General features: G+C 60.2%; 2 protein-coding genes. Both read right to left on the bottom strand.

Annotated features, from left to right (window positions below; all coding sequences use genetic code 11):
• Nucleotides 1-28: 28 nt before the first annotated feature.
• Nucleotides 29-1,030 carry a DDE-type integrase/transposase/recombinase gene (locus tag AACX88_RS17415; protein ID WP_339394124.1) on the bottom strand — a complete coding sequence of 334 codons (1,002 nt, stop codon included), beginning with the start codon at nt 1,028-1,030 and terminating at the stop codon, nt 29-31.
• A gap of 38 nt (nt 1,031-1,068) precedes the next feature.
• The gene (locus AACX88_RS17410) at nt 1,069-1,458 is read right to left on the bottom strand and encodes a hypothetical protein (protein ID WP_339394123.1); all 390 of its coding nucleotides are present in this window, start codon (nt 1,456-1,458) and stop codon (nt 1,069-1,071) included.
• Between the last annotated feature and the right edge of the window lie 56 nt (nt 1,459-1,514).

Here is a 1,514-nt window from a genome sequence, read left to right as displayed (position 1 = left end):
CGCGCGGTGTCAAGCTGTTTGGAGTCACTCATGCTGCTTCACTAGTGAGTTGGTGACCTCCGACTTTCGGAGTCTCGTGGTTGATACCGACCACGCCGGCCGGCGCAGCCACACGTGGTGGTGTGTGGAAACGTTCCGGATGCGCCGCGTAATACGCATCCAACGACCGAGCCCGATCAGCGTGTACCTCTTCCCAGGACCCGTCATGGACCTGGTCCGGGGTGAAGAGCGCGATCCCGGAATGCCTGTGCTCCGTGTTGTACCAGACGACGTACCCATCGATATGGGCTCGAGCAGTCTCGAGCGATTCAAACGTCCCCGGGTAATCAGGCCGATACTTCATCGTCCGAAACTCCGACTCCGAGTACGGGTTGTCATTGGACACATACGGCCGGTTATGCGACAGACACACTCCGTGAGCCTCGAGTGCATTCTTCAGCGCATTCGACTTCATCGCGGCCCCCGAATCGGCATGCACATGATCAGGAGCACCGAACTGGGCAATCGCGGTCTCGAACATCTCCACCGCCAGGTCATCGACCTCGCGGGCCTCGACCCGATAACCAACGATCTTGCGGGAGAAGATATCGATGATCGAGTATGCCTTATACGTCACCCGATGCCAGGTCGACTTCACATCGGTGATGTCCCAACTCCACACCTGACCCGGACGGGTCGCGACCAGCACGGGTGTGGTCCTCGGGGTCCTGGTCCCGGCGCGAGTCGGCACCAACGGACGTTGTGACTGATCGACGATCGTCTCAGCGATCCGCCACCACGACCGCCTCGATGCCACCATCACACCCGCATCCCAGGCCTCAGCGAAGGAATGGTCGACCGATCGGCCACGCGCCCAACCGGCCTGGATGCGGGCCTCGATGACGTGCCTATCAGCCGCATCGATCCGATTGGGATACGCCCGCTGCTTGTGTGAGATCGGATCCAGGGCCCGGGGGCGGGGATTGAGCCGGTAATGCCACACCGATCGCGACAGTCCCACCATCGCCAGGGCTTTGCGCTGCGAGGACAACACCTCAGCCAGTTCGATGACCAGGGTGTTCTCGATCGTCAGGAATCGTCGACTGTTCTCGTCGGCGTGCTCTCGGGCTCTTGAGCGTTCCTGTCGTGCAAGAGCCCGATAGCTTTTCCCAGTGCCTCGTTCGCGGCTTCCAGTTGCGCATTGCGGGCTTCGAGCTCGGCGATGCGTTTGGCCTGATTGTCTTCGATCGCTGATTGCATCAGTTGCCTCGGGTTGTAGGGGACCTTACCGACTTTCGATCTCGGGATCAGCCCACGGTCGAGGTCGCCGTTGAACGTTGCCAGTCGCCATTTCCTGAATTGGTGGCGGCTGAACTCTTGCTCGAGGAGCCACAGGGTTTTGTGGCCATGGGGGATCTTCTCGTATTGGTAGACGAAATCACGGATCTCATCGACGGTATAGCCAGGAGTGATGGTCATGGTACTCCAGTTCCTCTCGGTACGGGAGTGACTCACACCCAGCCTGACACAGAGGG

Origin of the sequence: Brevibacterium metallidurans, from assembly GCF_037101285.1 — a bacterium.
GTDB classification, from domain to species: domain Bacteria; phylum Actinomycetota; class Actinomycetes; order Actinomycetales; family Brevibacteriaceae; genus Brevibacterium; species Brevibacterium metallidurans.
This window is presented reverse-complemented; position numbering and strand designations above follow the sequence as displayed.

Bases quoted from the DNA above. Each gene is read 5' to 3' on its own strand.
- AACX88_RS17410 (WP_339394123.1), bottom strand. From the start codon at position 1,458: ATGACCATCACTCCTGGCTATACCGTCGATGAGATCCGTGATTTCGTC.